The 23,143-nt window shown below is 71.2% G+C and carries 20 protein-coding genes; 14 read left to right on the top strand and 6 right to left on the bottom strand.

Going from position 1 to position 23,143, the window contains the following annotated elements; translation table 11 throughout:
- A complete protein-coding gene (locus tag ACZ41I_RS31225) occupies window positions 1–918 on the bottom strand; it encodes a D-alanyl-D-alanine carboxypeptidase family protein (protein WP_399772229.1) in 918 nt (305 codons plus the stop codon).
- 121 nt (window positions 919–1,039) lie between these two features.
- On the opposite strand from ACZ41I_RS31225, the gene ACZ41I_RS31220 reads away from it, so the two are divergent.
- From ACZ41I_RS31220 to ACZ41I_RS31190, 7 genes are all read left to right on the top strand, one after another.
- Window positions 1,040–1,978 carry a hypothetical protein gene (locus ACZ41I_RS31220; protein WP_468515630.1) on the top strand — a complete coding sequence of 313 codons (939 nt, stop codon included), beginning with the start codon at window positions 1,040–1,042 and terminating at the stop codon, window positions 1,976–1,978.
- A gap of 85 nt (window positions 1,979–2,063) precedes the next feature.
- Window positions 2,064–3,077, top strand: a complete 1,014-nt coding sequence (locus ACZ41I_RS31215; protein ID WP_468515629.1) for a DUF6215 domain-containing protein — start codon at window positions 2,064–2,066, stop codon at window positions 3,075–3,077.
- A 105-nt stretch (window positions 3,078–3,182) separates the two neighbouring features.
- The gene (locus tag ACZ41I_RS31210; RefSeq protein WP_468515628.1) at window positions 3,183–4,646 is read left to right on the top strand and encodes a 3' terminal RNA ribose 2'-O-methyltransferase Hen1; all 1,464 of its coding nucleotides are present in this window, start codon (window positions 3,183–3,185) and stop codon (window positions 4,644–4,646) included.
- Window positions 4,643–7,189 carry a polynucleotide kinase-phosphatase gene (locus tag ACZ41I_RS31205; RefSeq protein WP_399772218.1) on the top strand — a complete coding sequence of 849 codons (2,547 nt, stop codon included), beginning with the start codon at window positions 4,643–4,645 and terminating at the stop codon, window positions 7,187–7,189. The genes ACZ41I_RS31210 and ACZ41I_RS31205 overlap by 4 nt, the downstream gene beginning before the upstream one ends.
- Window positions 7,190–7,322: 133 nt before the next feature.
- Window positions 7,323–8,546 (top strand): arginine deiminase, encoded by a 1,224-nt coding sequence (locus ACZ41I_RS31200; protein WP_363214712.1) that lies wholly within the window; start codon window positions 7,323–7,325, stop codon window positions 8,544–8,546.
- Between the two features lie 61 nt (window positions 8,547–8,607).
- The gene (gene argF, locus ACZ41I_RS31195) at window positions 8,608–9,618 is read left to right on the top strand and encodes an ornithine carbamoyltransferase (protein WP_399772215.1); all 1,011 of its coding nucleotides are present in this window, start codon (window positions 8,608–8,610) and stop codon (window positions 9,616–9,618) included.
- 119 nt (window positions 9,619–9,737) lie between these two features.
- The gene (locus tag ACZ41I_RS31190) at window positions 9,738–11,186 is read left to right on the top strand and encodes an amino acid permease (RefSeq protein ID WP_468515627.1); all 1,449 of its coding nucleotides are present in this window, start codon (window positions 9,738–9,740) and stop codon (window positions 11,184–11,186) included.
- On the opposite strand, the gene ACZ41I_RS31185 is transcribed toward ACZ41I_RS31190, so the two are convergent.
- Window positions 11,143–11,598 carry an ATP-binding protein gene (locus ACZ41I_RS31185; RefSeq protein WP_363214709.1) on the bottom strand — a complete coding sequence of 152 codons (456 nt, stop codon included), beginning with the start codon at window positions 11,596–11,598 and terminating at the stop codon, window positions 11,143–11,145. The two genes, ACZ41I_RS31190 and ACZ41I_RS31185, sit on opposite strands and share 44 nt — an antisense overlap.
- Window positions 11,599–11,894: 296 nt before the next feature.
- Here ACZ41I_RS31185 and ACZ41I_RS31180 point away from each other — a divergent pair, with 296 nt between their 5' ends.
- The 3 genes from ACZ41I_RS31180 (at window position 11,895) to ACZ41I_RS31170 (ending at window position 15,527) form a co-directional block, all read left to right on the top strand.
- A complete protein-coding gene (locus ACZ41I_RS31180) occupies window positions 11,895–12,722 on the top strand; it encodes an enoyl-CoA hydratase family protein (protein ID WP_363214708.1) in 828 nt (275 codons plus the stop codon).
- Window positions 12,723–12,728: 6 nt separating this feature from the next.
- Complete coding sequence (locus tag ACZ41I_RS31175) at window positions 12,729–14,993, top strand: bifunctional salicylyl-CoA 5-hydroxylase/oxidoreductase (protein WP_468515626.1); 2,265 nt, start codon at window positions 12,729–12,731, stop codon at window positions 14,991–14,993.
- Between the two features lie 135 nt (window positions 14,994–15,128).
- On the top strand, window positions 15,129–15,527 hold the full coding sequence (locus tag ACZ41I_RS31170) for a hypothetical protein (protein ID WP_468515625.1): 399 nt from the start codon (window positions 15,129–15,131) through the stop codon (window positions 15,525–15,527).
- A gap of 13 nt (window positions 15,528–15,540) precedes the next feature.
- Here the strand turns inward: ACZ41I_RS31170 and ACZ41I_RS31165 are convergent, their stop codons facing one another.
- Both ACZ41I_RS31165 and ACZ41I_RS31160 read right to left on the bottom strand, forming a co-directional pair.
- The gene (locus ACZ41I_RS31165) at window positions 15,541–16,353 is read right to left on the bottom strand and encodes a PaaX family transcriptional regulator (protein WP_399772206.1); all 813 of its coding nucleotides are present in this window, start codon (window positions 16,351–16,353) and stop codon (window positions 15,541–15,543) included.
- Between the two features lie 15 nt (window positions 16,354–16,368).
- Window positions 16,369–17,961: an AMP-binding protein gene (locus ACZ41I_RS31160; RefSeq protein ID WP_468515624.1), complete on the bottom strand. Its 1,593-nt coding sequence runs from the start codon at window positions 17,959–17,961 to the stop codon at window positions 16,369–16,371.
- A 189-nt stretch (window positions 17,962–18,150) separates the two neighbouring features.
- Here ACZ41I_RS31160 and ACZ41I_RS31155 point away from each other — a divergent pair, with 189 nt between their 5' ends.
- Together ACZ41I_RS31155 and ACZ41I_RS31150 are read left to right on the top strand one after the other, a co-directional pair.
- A complete protein-coding gene (locus ACZ41I_RS31155) occupies window positions 18,151–19,344 on the top strand; it encodes an acyl-CoA dehydrogenase family protein (RefSeq protein WP_468515623.1) in 1,194 nt (397 codons plus the stop codon).
- Window positions 19,341–19,739: a RidA family protein gene (locus tag ACZ41I_RS31150; protein WP_363214702.1), complete on the top strand. Its 399-nt coding sequence runs from the start codon at window positions 19,341–19,343 to the stop codon at window positions 19,737–19,739. The genes ACZ41I_RS31155 and ACZ41I_RS31150 overlap by 4 nt, the downstream gene beginning before the upstream one ends.
- Window positions 19,740–19,791: 52 nt before the next feature.
- Here the strand turns inward: ACZ41I_RS31150 and ACZ41I_RS31145 are convergent, their stop codons facing one another.
- On the bottom strand, window positions 19,792–19,992 hold the full coding sequence (locus ACZ41I_RS31145; RefSeq protein WP_363214701.1) for a DUF5999 family protein: 201 nt from the start codon (window positions 19,990–19,992) through the stop codon (window positions 19,792–19,794).
- A 232-nt stretch (window positions 19,993–20,224) separates the two neighbouring features.
- On the opposite strand from ACZ41I_RS31145, the gene ACZ41I_RS31140 reads away from it, so the two are divergent.
- Window positions 20,225–20,659, top strand: coding sequence for a DUF6299 family protein (locus ACZ41I_RS31140; protein ID WP_468515622.1), 435 nt, complete (start codon window positions 20,225–20,227; stop codon window positions 20,657–20,659).
- A gap of 67 nt (window positions 20,660–20,726) precedes the next feature.
- On the opposite strand, the gene ACZ41I_RS31135 is transcribed toward ACZ41I_RS31140, so the two are convergent.
- The gene (locus ACZ41I_RS31135) at window positions 20,727–21,518 is read right to left on the bottom strand and encodes a GntR family transcriptional regulator (RefSeq protein WP_363214699.1); all 792 of its coding nucleotides are present in this window, start codon (window positions 21,516–21,518) and stop codon (window positions 20,727–20,729) included.
- Between the two features lie 263 nt (window positions 21,519–21,781).
- On the opposite strand from ACZ41I_RS31135, the gene ACZ41I_RS31130 reads away from it, so the two are divergent.
- Complete coding sequence (locus ACZ41I_RS31130; protein WP_468515621.1) at window positions 21,782–23,062, top strand: extracellular solute-binding protein; 1,281 nt, start codon at window positions 21,782–21,784, stop codon at window positions 23,060–23,062.
- The last annotated feature ends 81 nt before the right edge of the window (window positions 23,063–23,143 follow it).

Genomic DNA, 23,143 nt, shown 5'->3' with positions numbered 1-23,143 from the left:
TCAGCCGCGCTGTGCGAAGCCGTAGTCGAGGATCTTCGCGGCGTCCGTGAAGCGCTGGTCCGCCGAGGTGTCGGCGAGGATCGTGCCCACGACCGTCCGGCCCCCGCGGGTCGCCGCGAACACCAGGCAGAACTGCGCCTCCGGGCCGGAGCCGGTCTTCACACCGATCGCGCCCCGGTAGGTGCTGAGCAGCGTGTTGCTGTTCTTCCACGGGTCCATCGCGTGTGTCCCGCCGCCCGGCCGGTAGGACTTCATGTCCTTGTACAGCGGGGTGCCGACGACCTTCTTGAACGTCTTGTTCTTCAGCGCGGTCGCGGCCAGCTTGGTCAGGTCGCGCGGCGAGGCGTGGTTGTTGCCGTTGGACACCCCGTCGAAGGAGTCGAAGTAGGTGTTGGTCAGGCCCAGTTCCCGGGCCTTGCTGTTCATCTTGGCGATGAACGACTTGGTCCGCTGGGCCGTCGTCGACCCCGTGCCGTAGGTGTCGGCGAGCGCGTAGGCCGCGTCGCAGCCCGAGGGCAGCAGCAGCCCGTACAGCAGGTCCTGGACGCTCATCGAGTCGCCGAGGATCAGATGGGCGGTGGAGTAGCGCAGCTGCTGCGTGGCCGGGTCGATGACGTAGTCGGTGTACTCCTTCTTGATCTTCACCTTGCGGCCGAGGTCCAGGTGCGGCTGCGACAGCACCACCAGCGCCGTCATGATCTTGGTGGTCGACCCGGTCCGCAGCTGTGCGTCCGGTGCCTTGCCGAACAGCGTCGTGCCCGTGGCCGGATTCATCGCGTACGCGCCCTGGGCCGACACCTGCGGTGCAGGGGCCGCCTGGGCGGGAGCGGCCGCGAGGACCCCAGTGCTCAGGACCGCACCCGCCAGCGCCAGGACGACGGTTCGTCTGCGGGCGCGGACTCCGTGGCCGTAGGTCATGATTCCCCTTGAGTCAGTGGTCAGTTGACGGCTGATCACTATGCCGTAACGGTGGATGTTCTGTGTGGGAACTGTGGGCTCCATCACGGCGCCGGTGATCCAGGACTGGTCGGATGGCCGGGTGCGTAAAGTCCTCCCTCTCGTCCTCACCGGCCTGTTCGCCCTGTCGGCCTGCCGGCTCGCCGAACACGACGACCCCGCAGACGAGGCCGGCCGCCTCAACACCATGGCGGCGTTCCCGCTGCACGCCTACGTCCCGGACCCCGCCTCGGACGGCGCGAAGGCCGTCAGCAGCGCTCAGTGGATCCTCGGCAAGCAGTGCATGGTCCGGCTCGGCTTCGCCGGCTTCGCGGTCCTCGACACCAAGGCCGTCGAGTCGACCTACCCGGTCCGGCAAGGAATGCTCCCGCACGAGGGAACGTTCGGTGACGACAGCCCCTACGGAGTCGTCGACCCCGATCTGGCGTCCGAGCACGGCTATCACAACCGGAAACCGGACGCCTCCGCCCAGCCCCAGGAGTGGCCCGCCGACCAGTACGCCGCGCTGACCGGCAGCTTCGAATCCGGCGACAGCCGCTTCGCCCACGGCCACCGCATTCCCGAGGGCGGGTGCCTGGGGCAGGCGATGCGGAAGATCTACGGCCCGCCGCCCAAGGTGACGAAGGTCAACGGCATCAAGCTCACCGGCTATTACTCCCTGGCCTTCGAGCTGTGGTACGAGTCCCACAAGAAGGCGACCAAGGACCCGGCCTGGAAGAAGGCCGACCGTGCGTGGTCGGCCTGCATGAAGAAGAAGGGCTTCTCCTACTCCGACCCGGACAAGGCCTCCATCGACTCCCACTGGTTCGGGCACCGCAAGCCGTCGGACAAGGAGAAGGAGACGGCGACCGCCGACGCCCGTTGCAAGCTCGACACCGGTTACGTGCCTGCCGTGCACGCCCTCGAAGTGCACATCCAGAAATCCCTCATCGGCAAGAACAAGGAGAAGCTGGACACTCTGCGGTCGACCGACGAACGGGCGGTACGCAAGGCCCGGACGATCACCGGCCACGCGAAATAACGGGTACTTCACGAAAACCGGTGGTCACCGCGGAACTATGGCTTCCACCACAGCGTGATGGGGCCGGCCCTGCTGAGATCACCGGATGCTCGGTTTCCTCCTGCGGCTGCTGCCGTTCTGGGTCCGTGAGCCTCTGCTCATCGTGGTCGGATCCGTTCTCGGTGTACGCATCGTGTACCTCGCGGTCCGCGACCACGACCGGATGCTGGCCGGTCTCGGTGTGGTGTTCCTCGTGTTCACCGCGATACGCGTCCACACGGTGGTCCGGGCGCTGCGCGCGCGCCGGAACCCGAACACACCGGTTCCCGCAGCCGGGCCGGCGGCCGGCACAGCGCCCCAGCCCCAGCCCCAGCCTTCGGCCCGGCTCCAGGCAGCGGCCGTGCCGCAGCCGGCCCCGGTCGCTGTGGAGAAGGCGCCCAACGCGTGGGGGCAGGCCGTTGCGGCCGTGGCCTTGTTCGGGGCGTTCGGGGCCGCGCTGTGGCTGGCTCCGCACGTGCTGCCGTCCCAGGACAACACGGCGCAGCCCGCCACCTGTGCGGGCGAGGAACACGAGAAACTGCCGAACGTGTACAAGAAGGATCCCCGTCCCCTGACCGGCGAGGCGCTGTGCAAGGCACTCAACCGGCCCGATCTCGCCCGGCTCCTCGGTACGCCCGCAGAGACCGCGACCACGGCCTCCGGCAGCAACAACACCGCTGCCCTGACCGATGGGAGGGTCGCCGAGCCGGAGGCCGAGATCGCGTTCGACACCTACACCGTGAATCTGTCGGCCACCTACAACGAGCTGTCGATGGCCCAGTACGTGAAGCTGAAGAGGATCGGGGGCGAGCAGAACGTCGAGACGCGTACCGTTCTCGGCCGGCCCGCGGTCTTCTCCTCGGATCACACCATGAAGCTCAGGATCAGACTCGGGGACGGCGGAACCAGCGGCGGACCCGTGGAACAAGGCCCGCCGGCCCGGACCCTGACCGTGGCCCTCGACCAAAAGGACCGCGGCGGCTACTACGACCTGACCGTGTGGAGCACGTCCGGAGCCCTCCCCGACGACAGCGCACTCCTCGGCATCGCGGAGAAGGTCCTGCCCGCGATCCACCCGTAGGAGCCCTGGGAGGGGTGCTGCCAAGAGGCCGGCGTGGGGAGCCGGGAGAGTGGGGGTGTGCGAAATCCGGTGGTCACCGGGCTGTGGGGACGGGAGACTCGGGGCATGTTCTTGACGATCTCCACCACGGGCTCGGCCGGGAATCCGGCTACTGACCTGGGGTTCCTCCTGCACAAGCATCCCGAGAAGGCGCAGCGGTTCTCCACGTCCCACGGCACGGCGCACGTCTTCTACCCCGAGGCGGACGACCGGCGCTGCACGGCCGCACTGCTGCTGGAGATCGACACGCTCGCGCTGGTCCGCCGGGGCAAGGGCAAGGGCCGCGGGGGTGCGCCCGACGCGGCGCTCGCGCAGTACGTCAACGACCGCCCGTACGCGGCCTCCTCGCTGCTCGCGGTCGCACTGAGCGGCGTCTTCTCCAGCGCCCTGCGCGGGGTGTGCACCGCCCGCCCCGAGCGGGCGGCCACGCCGCTGCCGCTGCGCGTCGAGGTCCCGGCCCTGCCCGCCCGCGGCGGCCCCGAGCTGGTACGACGGCTGTTCGAGCCGCTCGGCTGGAGCGTGACCGCCGACCCGGTCCCGCTCGACACCGAGTTCCCCGAGTGGGGCGACTCGCGGTACGTCCGCCTCGTCCTGGAGTCGGAGACGCTGACCCTCGCCAAGACCCTGCGTCACCTGTACGTCCTGCTGCCGGTCCTCGACGACGCCAAGCACTACTGGGTCTCCGCCGACGAGGTCGACAAGCTGCTGCGGGCCGGTGAGGGCTGGCTGCCCGCCCACCCGGAGCAGAAGCTGATCACCAGCCGGTACCTGTCCCGCCGCTGGTCGCTGACCCGGCAGGCGATGGAGCGGCTGGAGCTGGTGCGGCTGGCCGAGGCCGACGACAGCGAGGTCGAGGAGATCGACAACGCGGTCGCCGAGGAGACGGAGACGGAGGAGAAGCCGGCCCCGCTCGCCGTTCAGCGCCGGGAGGCGATCCTCGCCGCCCTGCGCGAGCGCGGTGCCGCCCGCGTCCTCGACCTCGGCTGCGGACAGGGCGAGCTGGTGCGGGAGCTGCTGAAGGACGTGCGGTTCACCGAGATCGTCGGAGTCGACGTGTCCGTGCGGGCGCTCACCATCGCCTCCCGGCGGCTGAAGCTGGACCGCATGGGGGAGCGACAGGCGGCCCGCGTCAAGCTGGTGCAGGGCTCGCTCGCCTACACCGACAACCGGCTGAGGGGCTATGACGCCGCCGTGCTCAGCGAGGTGATCGAACACCTCGACCTGCCCCGGCTGCCTGCCCTGGAGTACGCCGTGTTCGGGCATGCCCGCCCCCGCACGGTCCTCGTGACCACCCCGAACGTCGAGTACAACGTCCGCTGGGAGACCCTGCCCGCCGGGCATGCACGGCACGGCGACCACCGCTTCGAGTGGACCCGCGACGAGTTCCGCACCTGGGCGCGGACGGTGGCCGGACGGCACGGCTACGACGTGGAGTTCGCGCCCGTCGGACCGGACGACCCCGAGGTGGGCCCGCCCACCCAGATGGCAGTGTTCATGATCGAGACCGAGAAGGAGGTGAAGGCGGCATGACCGGGGCAACACAGCACCAGGGGCGGATCCTGCCCGTCACCGACCTCTCCCTCGTGGTCCTCGTCGGCGCCTCCGGCTCCGGCAAGTCCACGTTCGCGCGCCGGCACTTCAAGCCGACCGAGGTGATCTCCTCGGACTTCTGCCGCGGTCTCGTCTCCGACGACGAGAACGACCAGAGCGCGACCCGGGACGCCTTCGACGTCCTGCACTACATCGCCGGCAAGCGGCTGGCCGCCGGCCGCCGCACCGTCGTGGACGCCACCAGCGTGCAGCAGGACGCCCGCCGTCAGCTGATCGAGCTGGCCAAGAAGTACGACGTACTGCCCATCGCCATCGTGCTGGACATGCCCGAGGAGGTGTGCGCCGAGCGCAACGCGGCCCGCACCGACCGTGCCGACATGCCCCGCCGGGTCATCCAGCGGCACATCCGCGAACTGCGCCGCTCCCTGCGGCACCTGGAGCGCGAGGGCTTCCGCAAGGTGCACGTCCTGCGCGGCCCCGAGGAGGCCGAGCACGCCACCGTCGTCACCGAGAAGCGGTTCAACGACCTCACCCACCTCACCGGGCCCTTCGACATCATCGGCGACATCCACGGCTGCTCCGCCGAACTGGAGGCGCTGCTCGCCAAGCTGGGCTACACCGACGGCGTGCACCCCGAGGGCCGTACCGCCGTCTTCGTCGGCGACCTGGTCGACCGCGGCCCGGACACCCCGGGCGTGCTGCGCCGGGTGATGTCGATGGTCGAGACGGGCAACGCGCTGTGCGTGCCCGGCAACCACGAGAACAAGTACGGCCGCTACCTGAAGGGCCGCAACGTCCAGCACACCCACGGGCTCGCCGAGACCATCGCGCAGATGGAGGGCGAGAGCGAGGAGTTCAAGGAGCGGGTACGACGGTTCCTGGCGGGCCTGGTCAGCCACTACGTCCTCGACGGCGGCAAGCTGGTCGTCTGCCACGCCGGCCTGCCCGAGAAGTACCACGGCCGTACCTCGGCCCGGGTCCGTTCGCACGCCCTGTACGGCGACACGACCGGCGAGACCGACGAGTTCGGGCTGCCGGTGCGCTACCCGTGGGCGGAGGACTACCGGGGCCGCGCGGCCGTGGTCTACGGCCACACCCCGGTCCCCGAGGCGACCTGGCTCAACAACACCATCTGCCTGGACACCGGCGCGGTCTTCGGCGGCAAACTGACCGCGCTGCGCTGGCCGGAGCGCGAGCTGGCCGACGTACCGGCCGAGCGGGTGTGGTACGAGCCGACGCGTCCGCTGCGCACCGAGGCGCCCGGCGGACAGGACGGCCGGCCGCTGAGCCTGGCGGACGTGCACGGCCGCAGGGCCGTGGAGACCCGGCACGCGGGCATGGTGGCGGTCCGTGAGGAGAACGCGGCGGCGGCCCTGGAGGTCATGAGCCGCTTCGCGACCGACCCGCGCCTGCTGCCGTATCTGCCGCCGACCATGGCGCCGACGGCGACTTCCCGGATCGACGGCTACCTGGAGCACCCGCAGGAGGCCTTCGCGCAGTACGCGGCAGACGGGGTCGAGCGGGTCGTGTGCGAGGAGAAGCACATGGGCTCACGGGCCGTGGCCCTGGTGTGCCGGGACGCGCAGGCGGCACGGAAGCGCTTCGGCGTGGAGGGTCCCACCGGGTCCCTCTACACCCGTACCGGCCGCCCGTTCTTCGACGACGAGAAGGTGACCGAGGAGATCCTCGGCCGGCTGCGCTCGGCGATCACGGACGCCGGTCTCTGGGACGAACTGGCCTCCGACTGGCTGCTGCTGGACGCCGAACTGATGCCGTGGTCGCTGAAGGCGTCGGGTCTGCTGCGCAGCCAGTACGCGGCCGTGGGTGCCGCGTCCGGCGCGGCGTTCCCGGCGGCGCTGGCCGCCCTGGAGACCGCCGCCGCACGCGGCACGGACGTGAGCGGCCTGCTGGACCGGCAGCGGGAGCGCGCCGCGGACGCCGCCGCGTTCACCGCCGCCTACCGCCGCTACTGCTGGCCCACGGACGGCCTGGACGGCGTACGCCTCGCGCCCTTCCAGCTGCTGGCCGTCCAGGGCCGCAGCCTCGCCGCGCTGCCGCACGACGAGCAACTGGCGCTGCTCGACCGGCTGGTGGAGCACGACGGCACCGGACTGCTGCAGACCACCCGGCGGCTGTACGTCGACACCGGTGATCCGGAGTCGGTGCGCGCCGGCGTCGACTGGTGGCTGGAGATGACCGGCCGCGGCGGCGAGGGCATGGTCGTCAAGCCGGTCGGCGCGCTGGTCCGGAACCAGGACGGGCGGCTGGTGCAGCCCGGCATCAAGTGCCGTGGCCGCGAGTACCTGCGGATCATCTACGGTCCCGAGTACACCCGGCCGGACAACCTCGCGCGGCTCCGGCAGCGGTTCCTGAACCACAAGCGGTCCCTCGCCCTGCGCGAGTACGCCCTCGGCCTGGAGGCCCTGGACCGGCTCGCCGACGGAGAGCCGCTGTGGCGGGTGCACGAGGCGGTGTTCGGGGTGCTGGCGTTGGAGTCGGAGCCGGTGGATCCCCGCCTGTAGGCGCGATCCGGCCGCGGGTCGGGGGACACTCCGGTGTCCCCCGGACCGCTTCTCCTCGATCCGACGAAAACAGGAAGCGGCGGAAACGGTCGAGAAGGGCGTGAAGGCGGTCGGTGGCGGCCAGGATGGAGGCATGACCTACCACGTCGACTCCGAGGCCGGGCGGCTGCGCCGCGTGATCCTGCACCGGCCCGATCTGGAGCTCAAAAGGCTCACCCCCAGCAACAAGGACGCCCTCCTCTTCGACGACGTGCTGTGGGTGCGCCGGGCGCGCGCCGAGCACGACGGGTTCGCCGACGTCCTGCGCGACCGCGGGGTCGCCGTCCACCTCTTCGGCGACCTGCTCACCGAAACCCTGGAGATCCCCGAGGCCCGCACGCTCGTCCTCGACCGGGTCTTCCACGAGAAGGAGTACGGCCCCCTCGCCACCGACCATCTGCGCGCCGCCTTCGCGGCCCTGCCCGCACGTGAGCTGGCCGAGGCGCTCGTGGGCGGCATGACCAAGCGGGAGTTCCTGCACGCGCACGCGGAGCCGACCTCCGTCCGCTTCCACGTGATGGACCTCGACGACTTCCTCCTGGACCCCCTGCCCAACCACCTCTTCACCCGCGACACCTCCGCCTGGATCTACGACGGGGTCGCCATCAACGCCATGCGGCTGCCCGCGCGGCAGCGGGAGACCGTCCACTTCGAGGCGATCTACCGCCACCATCCGCTCTTCCGTGACACGGCGTTCCATATCTGGTCCGAGGGGCAGGCGGACTACCCCTCCACCATCGAGGGCGGCGACGTCCTGGTGATCGGCAACGGCGCCGTCCTGGTCGGCATGAGCGAGCGCACCACCCCGCAGGCCGTGGAGATGCTGGCGCACAAGCTGTTCGCGGCCGGCTCGGCACGCACGATCGTCGCGCTCGACATGCCCAAGCGGCGCGCCTTCATGCACCTCGACACCGTGATGACCATGGTCGACGCTGACACCTTCACCCAGTACGCCGGGCTCGGCATGCTGCGCTCGTACACCATCGAGCCGGGGGTCGGCGAGAAGGAGCTGAAGGTCACCGACCATCCGCCGGAGCACATGCACCGGGCGATCGCCGCCGCCCTCGGCCTCGGCGAGATCCGGGTGCTGACCGCCACCCAGGACGTGCACGCCGCCGAACGCGAGCAGTGGGACGACGGCTGCAACGTCCTCGCCGTCGAACCGGGGGTCGTCGTCGCCTACGAGCGCAACTCCACCACCAACACCCATCTGCGCAAACAGGGCATCGAGGTGATCGAGATCCCGGGCAGCGAGCTGGGCCGGGGCCGGGGCGGCCCCCGGTGCATGAGCTGTCCCGTGGAGCGGGACGCTGTATAGAAATGTGGAGCGTCGTATAGACTTCCAGAGTCCCCTGCAGTCGTACCCCTGGAGCGCCCCCATGGCGACAGTCCCGACCGTCCTCGGCGGCCGCCACTTCCTCAAGGAGCTCGACTTCACCGAAGACGAGTTCCGCGGGCTGGTCGAGCTGGCGGCCGAGCTGAAGGCCGCCAAGAAGGCCGGGACCGAGACGCCGTATCTGCGCGGCCGGAACATCGCCCTGATCTTCGAGAAGACGTCGACGCGCACCCGCTGCGCGTTCGAGGTCGCCGCCGCCGACCAGGGCGCCCGTACCACCTACCTCGACCCGTCCGGCTCGCAGATCGGGCACAAGGAGTCCGTGAAGGACACCGCCCGGGTGCTCGGCCGGATGTTCGACGCCATCGAGTACCGCGGGGACAGCCAGGCCAAGGTCGAGGAGCTGGCCGCGCACGCCGGCGTACCCGTCTACAACGGCCTCACCGACGACTGGCACCCCACCCAGATGCTCGCCGACGTGCTCACCATGACCGAGCACAGCCCCAAGCCGCTCCGGCAGATCACCTACGCCTACCTCGGCGACGCCCGTTTCAACATGGGCAACTCCTACCTGGTCACCGGTGCGCTGCTCGGCATGGACGTGCGGATCGTCGCGCCCCGGAGCTACTGGCCCGCCCAGGACGTCGTCGACCGCGCCCAGCAGCTGGCCGCCTCCAGCGGCGCCCGGATCACCCTCACCGAGGACGTCACGGAGGGTGTCGCGGGCGTCGACTTCGTCGTCACCGACGTCTGGGTCTCCATGGGCGAGCCCAAGGAGGTCTGGGCCGAGCGGATCAAGGCCCTCGCGCCGTACGCCGTGACCATGGACGTCCTGCGCGCCACCGGCAACCCGGACGTGAAGTTCCTGCACTGCCTGCCGGCCTTCCACGACCTCGGCACCCGCGTCGGCCGCGAGATCCACGAGATCTACGGTCTGGACGCGCTGGAGGTCACCGACGAGGTCTTCGAGTCCGCGCACTCGATCGTCTTCGACGAGGCCGAGAACCGTCTGCACACCATCAAGGCGGTGCTGGTCGCCACACTCGCCCGATAAACCCTGGTCCACCCCGCCGACCAGCGCCTATCCTGGCCGACGGCCCGGAACCACCCATTCCGGCCGTCGCCGCGACCTCATCCCGGTCGCCCGCACCACCAGAAACGAGCACCACCCGCATGCCCGCTCCCCGCATCAAGTCCCCGCACCTGCTGGTCGCCGAGTCCGGCGCCGACCGCGAGGGACACGGCCTGAAGCGCACGATGGGCCTCTTCCAGCTCATCTGCTTCGGCGTCGGCGCCATCGTCGGCACCGGCATCTTCGTCGGTCTCTCCGACTCCGTGGCCCAGGCCGGCCCGGCCGTCGTCGTCTCCTTCGTCCTCGCCGCGATCACCTGTGTCTTCACCGCCTTCTCCTTCGCGGAGCTGGGCGGCGCGATCCCGGTCTCCGGCTCCTCGTACTCCTTCGCCTACGCCGGTCTGGGCGAGTCCACCGCGTTCCTGGTCGGCTGGTGCCTGCTGCTGGAGTACGGCGTCTCGATCTCGGCCGTCGCCGTCGGCTGGAGCCAGTACGTCAACGAACTGCTGCACAGCCTCACCGGTGTACAGCTTCCGGCCGCCCTGTCCGCCGGGCCCGGCGACGGCGGGATCATCAACCTCCCGGCCGTGATCGTCATCGCCATGGCCTCCGTACTGCTGGTGCGCGGGGTGCGCGAGAGCGCCCGCGCGACGGCCGCCATGGCCGCCGTGAAGCTCGTCATCCTGCTGGCCTTCTGCGTGATCGGTTACAGCGCCTTCAAGGACGGCAACCTCACCCCGTTCTCCCCGGCCGGACTCGGCGGCATCGGCGCGGGCACCACGGCCGCGTTCTTCTCCTACATCGGCTTCGACGCCATCACCACCGCCGGTGAGGAGGCCAAGAACCCGCGCCGGGACATCCCGGTCGCGATCATGGTCTGCATGGCCATCGTCACCCTGCTGTACTGCGCGGTCGCGCTCGCCGCGATCGGCGCCATCGGCGGCAAGCAGGTCGCCGGGCGCCCCGCCGCGCTGTCGTACGTCGTCAACGAGGTCACCGGCTCGGCCATCGGCGGCGGCGTGATCGCCTTCGGCGCGGTCGTCGCCATCGCCTCCGTCGTCCTCGCGGTGATGTACGGCCAGACCCGCATCCTGATGTCGATGTCCCGCGACGGCCTGATCCCGCGCGTCTTCGAGAAGGTGAACCCGAAGACCTCCACCCCGGTCGCGGGCACGCTGATCGTCGCGGTCGTCTTCGCGGTCCCGGCGGCCTTCGCCTCCCTCGACGCCGTGATGAACCTGTGCACCATCGGCACGCTCGCCATCATGGCCGTCGTCAACATCGCGGTGATCGCCCTGCGCCGCCGCGAACCGGGCCTCAGCCGCAGCTTCCGCGTCCCGCTCTACCCCGTGGGCCCGCTGCTCGGCGTCGCCTTCTGCCTGTACCTGATGTACGAGACCGGCTGGCAGACCTGGATCCAGTTCGCCGTGTTCCTCGCGGTGGGCCTGGCGATCTACGCCGTCTACGGCCGCCGGCACTCCACGCTGGCCACGGCCGCAACCGAGGTCACGCCGAGCGCCGCCGCTGAGCGGGAACCGCAGGCAGTCTGAACCACACCGCCTTGCCCGACGGGGTGGGGCGGTGACCGCAGGACGAGCTGAGGGCGCGGATCAGCAGCAGCCCGCGCCCGCCCTCCTGCCAGACGTCGGGCTCCTCGATCACCGGCCGGGTCAGATGGCCGGGCGGCGCCGGGTCGGGGTCGTGCACCTCGACCTGGCAGCCGGTCGGCAACAGCTCCACCACCAGCTCGATCGGGCCGCGCCCGGCGGTGTGCTCCACCGCGTTGGCCACCAGCTCCGCCGTGAGCAGTTCCGCGGTGTCGCAGTCGGCCGGGTGCTCCACCTCGGTGAGGGCCGTGCGCACCAGGGCACGCGCGACGGGCACCGCCGCGGTGGTGTGCGGCAGCGCGATGCGCCAGGAGGCCGGTTCGGTGGGGCGTTCGTGCAAGGCGAGTCCGTTCATGGAGCAGGCTGTCCTGCTTTCAACCGTAGGAATGGTACGAGCCCGGCCACCGCAGACCGTCGCCGGGTCTCGCCCGGGACCTTCGGCCCCGGTAGCGGCGGCCTACCCCGGTGAGCGTCCCGCCTCGCACGCCGGTGCCCACTGTTACGGCGCTGTCGAGGACCGGTGACGTACGTGACCGGACGCTGCCGATCGGTGGCAGGTATGTCGTGCCCTCGTGACGACAGTCACAAACAAGTGATAACTTCATGGGACAGCGCAACGTACGGCACCGCCCCCCTAGGAGGCCGCACGTCATGAGTCCCTTCACCGGCTCCGCCGTCCGCACCTCCGACTGGGAGCACCTGCGGCTCCAGCTCGCCGACGGGGTCGCCACCGTCACCCTCAGCCGCCCCGCCAAACTCAACGCGCTCACCTTCGGCGCCTACGCCGACCTGCGCGACCTGCTGGCCGAGCTGTCCCGGGAGCGCGCCGTACGTGCCCTGGTGCTGGCCGGAGAGGGACGGGGCTTCTGCTCCGGCGGCGACGTCGACGAGATCATCGGCGCCACCCTCGCCATGGACACCGCCCAGCTGCTCGACTTCAACCGGATGACCGGCCAGGTGGTGCGGGCGATCCGCGAGTGCCCGTTCCCGGTGATCGCCGCGGTGCACGGCGTGGCGGCCGGCGCGGGAGCGGTCCTTGCCCTGGCGGCCGACTTCCGGGTGGCCGATCCGTCCGCCCGCTTCGCCTTCCTGTTCACCCGCGTCGGCCTGTCCGGCGGCGACATGGGCGCGGCCTATCTGCTGCCCCGGGTCGTCGGCCTCGGCCACGCCACCCGCCTGCTCATGCTGGGCGACCCCGTCCGGGCACCCGAGGCCGAGCGCATCGGCCTGATCAGCGAGCTGACGGAGGAGGGCGGCGCGGACGAGGCAGCCCTCGCGCTGGCCCGCCGCCTGGCCGACGGCCCGGCATTGGCGTACGCCCAGACGAAGGCGTTGCTGACGGCCGAGCTGGACATGCCCCTGGCGGCGTCCATCGAGCTGGACGCCTCGACCCAGGCCCTGCTGATGAACGGCGAGGACTACGCGGAGTTCCACGCGGCCTTCACGGAGAAGCGCCCGCCGAAGTGGCAGGGAAGGTGATCCCTCATGCGCGTGGCGATTGTCGGCGGCGGCCCCGGCGGCCTGTACGCCGCAGCGCTCCTGAAGCGACTCGATCCCACCCGTGACATCACGGTCTGGGAGCGCAACGCCCCGGACGTCACCTTCGGCTTCGGCGTCGTCCTCTCCGACGAGACCCTGGGCGGTATAGAACACGCCGACCCGGTGGTCCACGAGGCCCTGCAACGCCACTTCGTCCGCTGGGACGACATCGACATCGTGCACCGGGGCGTCACCCACCGCTCGGGCGGCCACGGATTCGCCGCGCTCGGCCGGCGCCGTCTCCTGGAGATCCTGCACGAGCGCTGCCGGTCCCTCGGCGTGGACCTGAGGTTCCGCACCGAGGCCCCCCACCCGGACACCCTGTGCGCCGCATACGACCTCGTCATCGCCGCCGACGGGGTGCGCAGCAGCACCCGTGAAACCTACGCCCGGGTGTTCCGTCCCCAGGTGACCGAACACCGCTGCCGCTACATCTGGCTCGCCGCCGACTTCCCCTTCGACGCCTTCCGCTTCGAGATCGCCGAGACGGAGCACGGCGTGATGCAGCTGCACGGCTACCCGTACGCGGCCGACGCCTCCACCGTCATCATCGAGATGCGTGAGGAGGTCTGGCGAGCGGCCGGGTTCGACGAACTCGGTGAACCCGAATCCGTCGAGCGCTGCGCCAAGATCTTCACGGACGCCCTCCGCGGCCGCCCCCTGCGCTGCGGCAACTCGGCCTGGACCAGCTTCCGCACGGTCGTCAACGACCACTGGTCGCACGGCAACGTCGTCCTGCTCGGCGACGCCGCGCACACCGCGCACTTCTCGATCGGCTCCGGCACCAAGCTGGCCGTGGAGGACGCGCTGGCCCTGGCCGCGTGCCTGGAGGAACAGCCCGATGTGCACAGCGCGTTGGCGGCGTACGAGCAGGAGCGCAAACCCGTCGTCGCCTCCACCCAGCGGGCCGCCCGGGCGAGCCTGGAGTGGTTCGAGAACCTGGGCCTGTACCTCGGCCAGCCGCCCCGCCAGTTCGCCTTCAACCTGCTCACCCGCAGCCGCCGCGTCACCCACGACAACCTCCGGCTGCGCGACGCCCGCTTCACCGAGGCCGTGGAGCGCGAGTTCGGCTGCCCGGACGGAACGCCCCCGATGTTCACCCCGTTCCGGCTGCGCGGCCTGACGCTGCGCAACCGGGTCGTGGTGTCGCCGATGGACATGTACTCCGCCTCCGACGGCGTCCCGGGCGACTTCCACCTCGTCCACCTCGGCGCCCGCGCCCTGGGCGGGGCCGGGCTCGTCATGACCGAGATGGTGTGCGTCAGCGAGGAGGGCCGGATCACGCCGGGCTGTGCCGGGCTGTACACCGGCCGGCAGGCCGAGGCGTGGCGGCGCGTCACCGACTTCGTCCACACCCGGGCTCCCGGCACCGCGATCGGCGTCCAGCTCGGCCACTCGGGCCGCAAGGGCTCCACGAAGCTGATGTGGGAGGGCATGGACGAGCCGCTGCCGCGCGGCAACTGGCCGCTCGTCGCCGCCTCCCCGCTGCCGTACAAGCCGGACAGCCAGACCCCCCGGCAGCTCACCCGGGCCCAGCTGACCGACCTCCGCGAGCAGTTCACCGCCGCCGCCTGGCGGGCCGCCCGCGCCGGCTTCGACCTGCTGGAACTGCACTGCGCCCACGGCTATCTGCTCTCCGGCTTCCTGTCACCGCTCACCAACCACCGCACCGACGCCTACGGCGGCTCGCCCCAGCGGCGGCTGAGGTTCCCGCTGGAGGTCTTCGACGCCGTACGCGCGGTGTGGCCGGCGGAGCGGCCCATGACGGTCCGTATCTCGGCCACCGACTGGGCCGAGGGCGGCACGACGGCCGAGGACGCCGTGGAGATCGCCCGCGCCTTCGCCGCGCACGGCGCCGACGCGATCGACGTGTCCACCGGGCAGGTGGTGGCCGAGGAGCGGCCGGAGTTCGGGCGGTCGTACCAGACGCCGTTCGCCGACCGGATCCGGAACTCGGCGGGTGTCCCGGTGATCGCGGTCGGCGCGATCTCGTCCTGGGACGACGTCAACTCGCTCATCCTGGCCGGGCGTACGGACCTGTGCGCACTGGGCCGTCCGCACCTGTACGATCCGCACTGGACCCTGCACGCGGCGGCCGAGCAGGGCTACGACGGTCCCGGAGCCGTCTGGCCCGCGCCCTACCGGGCGGGCAGCAGACGCCCGCAGACCGGCCGCACGGACGCCCCGAAGCCCCGGTTGTCGCTCACCTGAAGATCCGGGGGAGGGGCGTGCGGGGTCGGTCACACGCCTTCCACGTCATCCGCACCGTTCCTGAACCGACCTGTTATCGACACCTGTCTAGGTTCTTTCGAGCCATTCGACGGACCCACAGGGATCGAGACTGCGATGACTGACACCAGGCCGCTGCCCGAGCAGCCCGGACATGGATACGGCCAGGCTCCGGACCCCCGGTACGCGGCCCCCGTGGCGCCGCCCGCCGCCCCCGCCCGGCAGCGCAGCCGGGACGGCTCGGGCACCCGGCGCGCCGCGCTGGTCATCCACACGATCGCCGACGTCGCGGCGGCCTTCCTGGGGCTGTGGATCCTGCTCCACCTGCTGCAGGCCAACCACGCGAACGTCTTCGTGGGATTCGTGGCGGACGTGGCCGACTCGCTCGCCTGGTGGTCGCAGGACATCTTCACGACGGACACGGAGAACCTCCGCGTCCTGCTCGACTACGGTCTGCCCGGCGTGCTCTACCTCGCGGTCGGACACGGCGTCGCGATACGGCTGCGCCGCTTCTGAGGCACCCGGCCGCTCACAGCCCCGCGAACACGGCCCCCGCGTCCCGCAGCCGGGTGTGCAGTCCCCGGAAGACCTCCGCCGAGCGCACGCCCGGCCAGCCCGTGGGCAGCAGCCCGGTGGGCAGGCCGGGGTCGGTGTAGGGCAGGTGGCGCCAGGAGTCGAGGGCGAGGAGGTAGTCGCGGTAGGCCTCCTCGGGCGGGGTGTCCGAACGGCGCTCCCAGGCGTGCAGGACCGGGGCGTGCGCGTCCAGGAAGCGTTCGTGCTCCTTGGCGATCGCGGCGAGATCCCACCAGCGGGCCACCGCCTCGGCCGTGGGCGCGAACCCCAGGTGCTCGCCGCGGAAGAAGTCCACGTACGGATCCAGCTGCAGCCGGCGCAGGGTGTGCCGGGTCTCCTCGTAGAGCCGGGCCGGGGCGATCCACACTCCGGGCGCCGCCGTACCGAAGCCCAGGCCCGCCAGCCGGGAGCGCAGCACATGCCGCTTCTGGCGCTCCGACTCGGGCACGGAGAACACCGCGAGCACCCAGCCGGCGTCCGCCACCGGTGTGGTCGCGTAGATGCGCCGGTCGCCGTCCTCCAGCAACTGGCGGGCCGCCGGGGAGAGTTCGTAGCCGGCCGCGCCCGCCGGTGTGCGGGCCGGCACCAGCAGGCCGCGCCGTTTGAGCCGGGACACCGAGGAGCGGACGGAGGGCGCGTCCACGCCGACGGCGGCCAGCAGCCGGATCAGCTCGGCGACGGGCACCGGACCGGGCATGAAGCGGCCGTACGCGCCGTAGAGCGTGACGATGAGGGACCGGGGGGCGTGCTGGTCGGACACGTTGATCATTTTAGGTCGTCGGCATCACTGCCGGTCCCCTTCGGTGCGCAGCCGGAACCGCTGCAGCTTTCCGGTGGCCGTGCGGGGCAGGGCGTCGAGGAAGACGAACCGGCGTGGGCACTTGTACGGGGCCAGCTCGGACTTGAGGAAGGCGCGCAGGGCCTCCGGGTCGCGCGCGGCCCCCTCGCGCAGCACCGTGTACGCCACCACCACCTGCCCGCGGGCCTCGTCCGGACGGCCCACGACCGCGGTCTCCACCACGTCCGGGTGCCGCAGCAGCGCGTCCTCCACCTCCGGTCCGGCGATGTTGTACCCGGCGGAGATGATCATGTCGTCGGCACGGGCCACATAGCGGAAGTAGCCGTCGGGCTCGCGGACGTAGGTGTCGCCGGTGAGGTTCCAGCCGCCGCGCACGTACTCCCGTTGCCGAGGGTCGGCGAGATAGCGGCAGCCGACCGGGCCGCGCACGGCGAGCAGGCCGGGCTCGCCGTCTGGCACCGGTGTGCCCTGCGCGTCCTGCACCCGCGCCTGCCAGCCCGGCACCGCAACGCCCGTGGTGCCCGGCCGGATGTGCTCGTCCGCCGCTGAGACGAAGATGTGCAGCAGCTCGGTCGCGCCGATGCCGTTGATGACCCGCAGGCCGGTGCGCTCGTGCCAGGCCCGCCAGGTGGCCGCGGGCAGGTTCTCGCCGGCCGACACACAGCGCCGCAGCGACGTGACGTCGTACCCGTCCAGCAGCTCCAGCATGGCGCGGTAGGCGGTCGGGGCGGTGAAGAGGACCGAGACACCGTGCTCGGCGATCGCGGGCAGCAGCCGGCGCGGGCCCGCCTCCTCCAGGAGCAGGGAGCTGGCACCGGCCCGCATCGGGAAGATCACCAGCCCGCCCAGGCCGAACGTGAAACCGAGCGGGGGAGAACCGGTGAAGACGTCGTCCGCCCGGGGGCGCAGCACATGCTTGGAGAAGGTGTCCGCGATCGCCAGCACATCCCGGTGGAAGTGCATGCACCCTTTCGGGCGACCGGTGGTGCCCGAGGTGAACGCGATCAGCGCCACGTCGTCGGCCGCGGTGTCGACCGCCGGGTACGGCGTGCCGGGCCCGTGGCGGTTGAGCAGGTCGTCGGGGCCGTCACCGCCGTACGTCGTGATCCGCAGCCCGGGTATGTCGGCCTTCGCCAGGTCGTCGACCGACCGGATGTCGCACAGCGCGTGCCGCACCAGGGCGATGTCGCACAGGGTGGCCAGCTCGTGCGGGCGCTGCCGGTCCAGCACGGTGACCGCTACGGCGCCCGCCTTCAGCACGGCGAGCCAGCAGGCGGCCAGCCAGGGCGTGGTGGGGCCGCGCAGCAGCACCCGGTTGCCGGGGACGACACCCAGGTCGCCGGTGAGCACGTGCGCGATCCGGTCGACGTGCCCGCGCAGGTCGCCGTAGGTCCAGCTGGCACCGTCCGCGGTGTGGAAGACCGGGCGGGCCGTGTCGGCGTGGTCCAGGAGTTCGGCGGCGCAGTTCAGCCGGTCGTGGTAGTGCAGCTCCGGCAGGTCGAACCGCAGCTCGGGCCACTCGTCCGGCGGCGGCAGGTGGTCGCGCGCGAAGGTGTCGACGTGGGCCGAGCGATGCATGGCGGTTCGCCCCCTTGCCGTGGCTGGCGTCGAGACGGGCGTCGTGGTGGGCACCGGCGTCCTGGTGGGCTCGCGATTCGAGCGTATCGTGTTGGTGACGGCAGTCAACCTTGCGCGATAACGTCCGGAGTGAGAGGAAGGGAGACGGGGTACGGTCCTGGCGGCCCGCCCCCGGAGGGAGGACCCCAAGTGCCCGCATTCTCGCTCGAACCGGAGCAGCTCGCCTGGTGTACCGAGCTGCGCGCCCTGGCCGGCGAACGGCTGCGCCCGCTCGCCGGCAAGGGCGAACCGGGACACGTCAACCGGCCGCTCCTCGCGGAACTCGGCCGGCTCGGGCTGCTCGCACGGCTGTTCACCTCCGGCGCGCTCGCCCTGTGCCTGATGCGCGAGTCCCTCGCCCAGGCCTGCACCGAAGCCGAGACCGCCCTCGCCCTGCAAGGCCTGGGCGCCCATCCGGTGCACGCCCACGGCAGCACCGCCCAGCGCGAGCGCTGGCTGCCGAAGGTCGCCGACGGCAGCGCGGTCGCCGCGTTCGCGCTGAGCGAGCCGGGGGCCGGTTCGGACGCCGCCGCGCTGTCCCTCGCGGCCGAGCCCGACGGCGGCGCCGGCTGGCGGCTCACCGGTGCCAAGTGCTGGATCTCCAACGCCCCCGAAGCCGACTTCTACACCGTCTTCGCCCGTACCACACCCGGCGCCGGAGCCCGCGGTGTCACCGCGTTCCTCGTCCCGGCCGACCGGCCCGGGCTCACCGGCAGCGCGCTGGAGATGCTCTCGCCGCACCCCATCGGCGCGCTGGACTTCGACGCCGTGCCCGTCGGCGCCGACGACGTGCTCGGCGAGGCCGACCGCGGCTTCGCCGTCGCCATGGGCACCCTCAATCTCTTCCGGCCGAGTGTCGGCGCGTTCGCGGTCGGCATGGCCCAGGCGGCACTGGACGCGACCCTCGCGCACACCCGGCGACGCGAGGCGTTCGGCGGGAGGCTGATGGACCTGCAGGCCGTGTCCCACCAGGTCGCCGAGATGGCGCTGCGCACGGAGGCGGCCCGGCTGATGGTGTACGCGGCGGCGAGCGCGTACGACGAGGGCGCCGCCGACGTCCCCGGCCGCGCCGCGATGGCCAAGCTGCTCGCCACCGAGACCGCGCAGTTCGTGGTCGACACCGCCGTCCAGCTGCACGGCGCCCGCGCCCTGCGCCGCGGTCACCTCCTCGAACACCTCTACCGCGAGGTGCGCGCCCCGCGCATCTACGAGGGGGCGAGCGAGGTCCAACGGGGCATCATCGCCAAGGAGTTGTACGCCAAGGAGTTGTATGCCGGGGAGCTCCGGGTCGGGGAGCTCCATCTCGGGGAGCTGTGTGCCGAGGAGCAGGAGGAGGCCCGGTGACGACCGAGCGCGTCAACCCGCCCGAGCTGTCCCCGCCCACGGGCTTCTCGCACGCCGTCGTCGCGGCAGGCTCCCGCGTGGTGTTCCTCGCCGGCCAGACCGCCCTCGACTCCGACGGCAGGATCACCGGCGCTACGCTCCCCGAGCAGTTCGAGCACGCCCTCGCCAACCTGCTCACCGCCCTGCGTGCCGCCGGCGGCACCCCCGCCGACCTCGCCCGCGTCACCGTCTACGCCACGGATGTGGCCGCCTACCGCGCCCAGGCCCAGCAACTGGGCCGCATCTGGCGGGAGGCGGCGGGCCGGGACTACCCCGCGATGGCCGTCGTGGAGGTCGTACGGCTGTGGGACGAGCAGGCGTTGGTGGAGCTGGACGGGTTCGCCGTACTGCCGTAGGAGCCGGTGCCGGAGGCCTCTGCCGGACCGGGCAGGAGGCCCCGCCGGCCGTTCAGGCGGCCACCGCGAGCCGTGCGGCCGGGAACCGGCGGGGCGCGACCACGCTGCCGTCCGGGTGCAGCTCTCCGCCGTCGTCGAAGACGATGGAGCCGTCGCACAGCAGGGTCCAGCCCTGTTCGGGGTGGGCGGCCACCGGGTGCGTGTCGGTGCGGGACGCGGGGCACTCGGAGAGGGCGGACGGACAGGAGCACATGGGGCACCTCCACATCGGCGGGGAGGTGGCGGCGGGTGCGGCCACCGCCCGCATACACAGACGGTCCTCCCGTTGTGAACGCACCGGAACCGGCCGCCGTGAAGCGTGACAACATGCGGACAACTCCCGGACGGTTCCATGACGCGCCACCGAAGGAGTGACGGTCACGCCTCGCGGCCCGGCCGCCCGGTACCAGTGGAGCCCTGAGTCCACGAACACCGGGAGGTATCCCATGCCGGCACGCCCCGCCCTCGCCGCGGCACTCGGCGCAGCGGCCCTGCTGTGCGCCGCCGTCGCCCCGGCCGCCGCCGACACGTCCGAGACCGTGACCGTCGACAAGACCGGCCACATCACCGAGGACGGCACCGTCACCCTGTCCGGCACCTACCGGTGCACCGGGGCCAAGGGCGTCGCCTTCGTGAGCTCCGCGATCAGTCAGGGCGACAAGAAGCGCAAGGTCGTGTACGGCATCGGTGGCAGCGCCGCCCAGTGCGACGGCGCCGAGCACCGGTGGGAGAACACCGGCAGGGTCGCGCCGGACGCCCTCAAGGCGGGCAAGGCCCATGCGCAGGTCACCGTGACGGAACTGCGCTCCGAAGGCCTCCTGCTGTTGCTGCCGTCCTTCCACGCCGTCCAGGAGAAGGACATCAAACTGACCCGGTCCTGACCGAGGCCCGCACGCCACCGCCAGGCACCCTTGCCCCCGTGCACCCCCGCCCCGGACACCGGCTGTGTCATGCGCGGTTGCCGGCCTCCACGGACGATGGGGCCGGTGTGCGGGGGGCCGTCGGGGGATCGGGTCTGTGGAGGGCGGCCACGAACTTGTAGCGCGAGCCCCGGTACACCGAGCGCACCCATTCCACCGGTCTGCCCTCCGCGTCCCGTGAGTGGCGGGACAGCAACAGCATCGGCAGGCCCACGTCGGTGGCGAGCAACAGCGCCTCGCGCGGGGTCGACAGCGAGGTCTCGATGGTCTCGTCGGCCTCCGCGAGACGGACGCCGTACACCTCCGCGAGCGCCGTGTACAGGGACGGGTACGTGGCGAGGGATCCGCGCAGGCCGGGGAAGCGGCGTGCCGACAGGTGAGTCGTCTCGATCGCCATGGGGTCGCCGCCGGCCAGCCGCAGCCGCTCGATGCGCAGCACCCGTTCGCCGATCCCGATGCCGAGCAGGCCCGAGAGCCTCTCGTCGGCCGGCATCTCCCCGATGTCCAGCACCTGCGAGGCGGGCGTCAGCCCCTGCGCGCGCATGTCCTCGGTGTGCGAGGTGAGCTGGAGCGTGCGGTACAGCTTGGGCTGGGCGACGAAGGTGCCCTTGCCCTGGATCCGGTCCAGACGGCCCTCGCCCACGAGTTCGGTGAGCGCCTGCCGGACGGTGGTCCGTGAGGTGTCGAACCGCACGGCGAGCAGCCGCTCGGCCGGCATGGCGGAGCCGGGCTGGAGTTCCTCGGCCATGGCGAGCAGCCGCTGTTTGATCCGGTAGTACTTCGGTACGCGCGCGGTGCGGCCGCTTACGTCGGTGGCCATGCCTGCCTTCCCGGCTGTGTGGGTGGGCTCTCGTTATAACGACCAACTGCCTGATGGTCTAGGCCAATCGCCCGGGGTGACGTTCTCATAACGGCCGAATCGGCTTCTCGGACCACCCTTGACACCCCGAAAGGTCTAGGCCAAGCTCCACCGTACTGGTCTACACCATTAGTGGCCAGGTCCCGAGCCCTACGTGCAACAGCGTCGTACGCAGGTCACCGCCGAGGGCGTGGGGGGTTAGTGGCATCCCTGAGGAGGGTGGCGTGAAGCGCAAGCTCGCTGCCGCGATCGTGATCGCGGGCATGATGGTCTCCGTTGCGGCGTGTGGCGGAAACGACGGCAAGGACAGCGGCAAGGACGCGGGACCGGACAGCTGGAAGGGCCAGACGCTGACGGTCTGGACCATGGACGGCTCCGCTCCGCCGCAGTGGAGCCAGGACGTCCAGGCCGCGTTCGAGAAGAAGACCGGCGCGAAGCTGAAGTTCGAGATCCAGAAGTGGGACGGGATCCAGCAGAAGATCACCACCGCCCTCTCCGAGGACAACCCGCCGGACGTCCTGGAGGTCGGCAACACCCAGACCCCCGCCTACGCGGCCACCGGCGGTCTCGCCGACCTCGGCGACCTCAAGAAGGAGATCGGCGCCGACTGGACGCCGTCGGTCTCCCAGTCCTCCGTCTACCAGGGCAAGCAGTACGCCGCCCCCTGGTACTTCGCCAACCGCGTCGTCATCTACAACAAGAAGATCTGGGCCGAGGCCGGCATCAAGGACACCCCGAAGACCCGCGACGAGTTCTTCAAGGACCTGGACGCCATCGGCAGGAAGACCGACGCCGAGCCGCTCTACCTGCCGGGCCAGAACTGGTACTTCCTCGACGGTCTGATCATCGGCCAGGGCGGCGACCTGGTGAAGAAGCAGGGCGAGAAGTACGTCTCCAACCTCGCCGACCCGAAGGTCGCCGCGGCCATGGAGATCTACAAGAAGTACGCCTCCTACTCCAAGGCTCCCAAGGACAAGGACGAGGCCACTCCGCAGCAGGCCCAGGTCTTCGCCAAGGGCAAGTCCGGCGCGTTCATCGGCATGGGCTGGGAAGCCGCCACCGCCGTCCAGGCCAACAAGGCCATCGAGAAGGACCTCGGCTACTTCACGATCCCCGGCGCCACGGCCGACAAGCCGGAGGGCGTCTTCCTCGGCGGCTCCAACTTCGCGGTCGCCCAGGGCAGCAAGAAGCAGTCGCTGGCCAAGGAGTTCCTGAAGATCGCCCTGTCCGACCAGTACGAGGGCGAACTGGCCAAGCTCAGCGGCATCGTCCCGAACAAGACGTCACTGCAGTCCAACGTCAAGGGCAACGCCGCCGCCGAGGCCGCCGCGCCCGCCGCGGCGGGCGGCGGCACCACCCCGCTGATCCCGGAGTGGGCCGCGGTGGAGAACACCCCGAACCCCATCAAGTCCTACATGACCTCCGTGCTGACCGGTAAGTCCCCGGCGGACGCCGCGAAGCAGGTCGAGGCCGAGATCAACAAGCGCCTGGCCCAGCAGAACTGATGACCCCGCCGGGGGCGCCGCGACAGGCGCCCCCGGCTCCATGTGCCGTGCGCACACGCGGCCATGGAGTTCGTACGGCCA

It is taken from the genome of Streptomyces sp. NPDC030799, from assembly GCF_055572255.1.
This window is presented reverse-complemented; position numbering and strand designations above follow the sequence as displayed.